The 4,709-nt window shown below is 33.0% G+C and carries 5 protein-coding genes; 3 read left to right on the top strand and 2 right to left on the bottom strand.

Annotated features, from left to right (window positions below; all coding sequences use genetic code 11):
• Together hemH and RMO83_RS07450 are read right to left on the bottom strand one after the other, a co-directional pair.
• The coding region (gene hemH, locus RMO83_RS07455; RefSeq protein WP_310559048.1) for a ferrochelatase at positions 1-903 on the bottom strand (903 nt) is incomplete at its 3' end.
• An 83-nt stretch (positions 904-986) separates the two neighbouring features.
• Positions 987-1,859, bottom strand: a complete 873-nt coding sequence (locus tag RMO83_RS07450) for an AraC family transcriptional regulator (protein WP_310559047.1) — start codon at positions 1,857-1,859, stop codon at positions 987-989.
• A 229-nt stretch (positions 1,860-2,088) separates the two neighbouring features.
• On the opposite strand from RMO83_RS07450, the gene hemA reads away from it, so the two are divergent.
• The 3 genes from hemA to RMO83_RS07435 form a co-directional block, all read left to right on the top strand.
• Entirely contained in the window at positions 2,089-3,330 is a 1,242-nt protein-coding gene (hemA, locus tag RMO83_RS07445; RefSeq protein ID WP_310559046.1) for a glutamyl-tRNA reductase, read from the top strand.
• A gap of 103 nt (positions 3,331-3,433) precedes the next feature.
• The gene (gene hemC, locus RMO83_RS07440; protein ID WP_310559045.1) at positions 3,434-4,354 is read left to right on the top strand and encodes a hydroxymethylbilane synthase; all 921 of its coding nucleotides are present in this window, start codon (positions 3,434-3,436) and stop codon (positions 4,352-4,354) included.
• A partial coding sequence (locus tag RMO83_RS07435) for a DUF1016 N-terminal domain-containing protein (RefSeq protein ID WP_310559044.1) occupies positions 4,354-4,709 on the top strand: 356 nt, incomplete at its 3' end. The genes hemC and RMO83_RS07435, both read left to right, overlap by 1 nt.

The raw sequence follows: 4,709 nt of genomic DNA, 5'->3' as shown, positions 1-4,709 counted from the left end.
ATTGGCTTCCATAGCAATTTCTTCGAGAGTTTCTAAACAATCGGATACAAATGCTGGCGTAACAACCGCTAATTTTTTAATGCCTTTTTTAGGCATTTCGTTAATTGTTGTGTCGGTATATGGTGTTAACCATTTGTCGCCAGCCAATCGAGATTGAAACGTTTGACCGTATTTTTCTTTTGGAATTCCGAGATATTCAGTTACTAATTTCGTAGTTTCATAACATTGATGGCTGTAACAAAACTCATGCGCTGGCGATGGTGTACTGCAACACGTTCTGTCAATTTTACAATGCGATTTTGTAATATCGGTTTTGCGAATGTGACGTTTTGGAATTCCGTGGTATGAAAACAAAAGATGATCGTAATCATAATCTCCCAAATGTTTTTTGATATTTTCGGCTAAAACTTTTATATAATCGGGTTTGTTGTAAAACGCAGGAACGGTTGTAAACTTCATTTCAGGAAAATGTTTAGCTCGTAATTCTTCTGCCAAAACCAAAATTGTAGTAGTAGAAGCCATAGCATGCTGGGGGTATAGTGGAAAAAGCATCACTTCGGTTACGCCTTTATCGTGCAATTCTTGCAGACCTTTCATTATAGAAATTGTACCATAACGCATTGCTAACGAAACTGGAATATCGACTAAATCTTGCACTTTTTTGTGCATTCTTTTTGATAAAACGATTAGTGGCGAACCTTCGTCCCACCAAATTTTAGCATAGGCCGCCGCCGATTTTTTGGGTCTGGTTTGTAAAATAACGCCACGTACTAATAATGCGCGTAATAAAAATGGAACGTCAATTACGAATCTATCCATTAAAAATTCGTCTAAATACGGCTTAACATCTTTTGGTGTTGGACTTTCTGGCGAACCAAGGTTTACTAATAATACTCCTTTCATTGTAATTTTAAAATTTTTATAAAAGTAATAAATCTTACTTTTTTATCGGTTTGATTAACGTTTTTTTATTTGTTGTTTGGGTTTTAAACATTCACATTCAAAGCCATCAAATATTTTTTCGGTGTAGTACCAAATTTTTTTTTGAACGCCGCAATAAAATGACTTCCTGTGCTATAACCTATTTTTAAACCCACTTCGTTTACGTTGTAAGAACCTGAATCCAATAATTTTCGAGCATATTCCATTTTGTGATCAAACAAAAATCCGTAAACCGTATCGCCATAAATTTGCTTGAAACCCATTTTTAGTTTCTTTAAATTCAAACCAATTTGATCTGAAAGTTCTTGTAAACTTGGCGGTTCGGCCATATTGGCAATAATAATTTCTTTGGCTTTTTTTATTTTTAGTACATTTTCTTCATCAATCAAAAACGGACATTGCTCTGCATTGGGATCTTCGTTTCTGTTGAAAAACAAACTTAATAATTCGTATCCTTTGCCTTTGTAATACAAGTTTTTAATGGATGGATTTAAGTTGTAATGAAACATTTGATTCAAGACAATGGCCATTGATGGCGAAATATTTTCTTCACCATAATATTTTTTATCCTGATTTTCTATGCTCAAAAACGGAATGTGTTCGGCATCGGTAGAAAACAATCCGTGAAATTTTTTGATAGAAACCAAAATAGAAATCAACCAAGATTTAGGCGCAATTTCCAGATGCAGTGGTAATTCTTTCTGCGGATTGTAAAAAAGCAAGGATTTTTCTTCCTTCAAATCCAGAGTATAATTGCCTTGATTGAAAATAAATTTAGCATTGCCTTTCAACCCAAAATGAAACTGAATCAAATCATTGTGGACTTGTCGTTCAAATGAAATCTTCTCGTCGGAATCGTTCTGAAAACGAATTAAAATAAAATCGTCATCAATTTTTATTTCTTCTCTAGAACCCACAGCGATATTTTTTTAAGTAAATAAAAATCAAAAGCGAATTATTTATTTAGAATTGTTCTAAATTAATAAATTAAAAAGTCTTGATTTTAATACAAATTTAAAAGAAATAACGATAAAAAGACACTTTTAATTGTAAAAATCTTTAAGCGACACAAATAGACCTTCTAGCGTTACTTTTGTAAAGACGATAGTAATACTTTTGTTGTGCTTTTTACTTGAAGTGAAAACTATGGAGAACAATACAATGTCTAAGCACGTTTCTTTTTACGCCATTGGGCTAAATTACAAGAAAGCCGATGCTGTGATAAGAGGGAAATTTAGCATTGACTCACAATCTAAATCCAATTTATTACTACAAGCCAAAGAAGAAGGAATTGAGAGTTTAATCGTTACTTCTACCTGCAACAGAACCGAGATTTACGGTTTTGCACAGCACCCATTTCAATTAATCAAATTACTTTGTGAAAATTCTAATGGAACAGTAGAAGATTTTCAAAAAGTAGCGTACGTATATAAAAATCATGAAGCCATTTCTCATTTATTTAAAGTCGGAACAGGTTTAGATAGTCAGATTTTGGGTGATTTTGAAATTATAAGTCAAATAAAAATTGCTTTTAATGAAAGTAAATTGCTCGGCTTAGCCAATACTTTTATGGAGAGATTGGTAAATGCCGTAATACAGGCCAGCAAAAAAATAAAAACAGATACCGAAATTTCTTCAGGCGCCACTTCGGTTTCGTTTGCATCGGTTCAGTACATTCTAAAAAATGTAGAGAACATCAAGGATAAAAACATTTTACTTTTCGGAACTGGAAAAATAGGTAGAAATACTTGCGAAAATCTGGTAAAACATTCTAAAAACGAACACATAACGTTAATAAACAGAACAAAAGATAAAGCTGAAAAACTAGCCGGAAAACTCAATTTGATTGTTAAAGATTATGCCGATTTGCAACTCGAACTTCAAAAAACAGACGTAGTTGTAGTAGCAACTGGAGCACAAAATCCAACCATTGACAAAGCAATTTTAAACTTAAAAAAACCATTGTTGATTTTGGATTTATCGATTCCAAAAAATGTTCACGAGAATGTAAAAGATTTAGAAAATGTAACTTTAATACATTTGGACGATTTATCGCAAATTACAGATGAAACACTCGAAAACAGAAAACTACATATTCCTGCGGCAGAAGCTATCATTGAAGAAATAAAAGACGAATTTATTGTTTGGATGAATGGCAGAAAATATGCTCCAACCATTCATGCTTTGAAAGCAAAATTGAATACTATTAAAGAAAAAGAATTGAGTTTTCAACGTAAAAAATTATCATCGTTTGATGAAGAGCAAGCAGAACTGATTAGCAATCGCATCATTCAAAAAATAACAAATCATTTTGCAAATCATCTCAAAGATGAAGATACAATGGTTGATGAGAGCATTGGGTGGATTCAAAAAGTATTTCAGATATAATAAAAGTAATTTTAAACATTAAGAAGTTAAGAAAAATTAAGGTTTTCATTAAGTCTTAACTAATCTTAATGAACCTTAATTTCTTAATGTTTCAAAAATAATAATGGTAAATAAAACAATAAAAATAGGAACTCGAGATAGCGAACTCGCACTTTGGCAAGCCAAAACAGTCGAGAAATTACTCAACGATTTAGGATATAAAACCGAAATTGTTGCGGTAAAAGCACAAGGAGATTTATTGTTAGACAAACCTCTTTACGAACTCGGAATTACTGGAATTTTTACCAAAACACTAGACATTGCCATGATAAATGGCGAAATCGACATTGCTGTTCATTCTATGAAAGACGTTCCTACGGCTTTGCCAATCGGAATGATGCAAGCCGCCGTTTTAAAACGAGCCAACGAAAAAGATATTTTGGTTTATAACAAAAACCTAGATTTTTTAGAAAATTCTGGCACAATTGCTACAGGAAGTTTGCGCCGTCAAGCGATGTGGCTCAACAAATATCCAAATCATAAAGTGGTCGATTTGCGTGGAAATGTGAATACCAGAATGCAAAAACTACAAGATAACAATTGGAACGGAGCCATATTTGCTGCAGCAGGATTGGAAAGAATAAACATCAAACCAGAAAATTTTATTAATCTTGATTGGATGATTCCTGCACCAGCACAAGGAGCCATGGTAATACACGCAATGCAAAATGACGAATTTTGTAAAGAAGCTGTTGCCAAATTAAACGATCTCGAAACCGATATTTGTACCTATATAGAACGTCAATTTCTTCGAACTCTCGAAGGCGGTTGCACAGCACCAATTGGCGCATTAGCTATCTTCAATGAAGATGAAATTTCGTTTAAAGGGATTTTATTATCTATTGATGGAAAACAAAAAATTGAAGTCGAAAAGGTTGTTCCAATTCAAGAATGGAAAAAATTAGGATATAATTTAGCCCAAGAAATTTTGAATAACGGTGGTTCAGAATTGATGAAAAAAATTAAAGATAGTTTGAAGAAATAATGAGCCAAAAAAACGAAATACAATCAGAAATTTATCATCTTTTATTAGATGAAGTTGCTGGTTTGGTTCAAAACCATCGCATTCAAGCCGTTCAATCTGTCCAAACTATTTCCAATCAATTGTATTGGAATATTGGCGAATTGATTATAAAAAAGCAAGAGGAATTCGGTTGGGGAAAATCGGTTATACTAATGCTTAGTCAGGATTTACCTCAGTTAATTGGAGAAGGAGTGAGTTGGTCTCCTCGAAATCTTCAGTTTATGAAGCAATTAGTTACTGAATATTCAAATGTGAACCAAGCTGATTCACATTTGGAAAATGCAAATGCGAAACCAGCGGTTTCACATTTAGAAAG

Source organism: Flavobacterium sp., assembly GCF_031423415.1.
GTDB lineage: Bacteria > Bacteroidota > Bacteroidia > Flavobacteriales > Flavobacteriaceae > Flavobacterium.
This window is presented reverse-complemented; position numbering and strand designations above follow the sequence as displayed.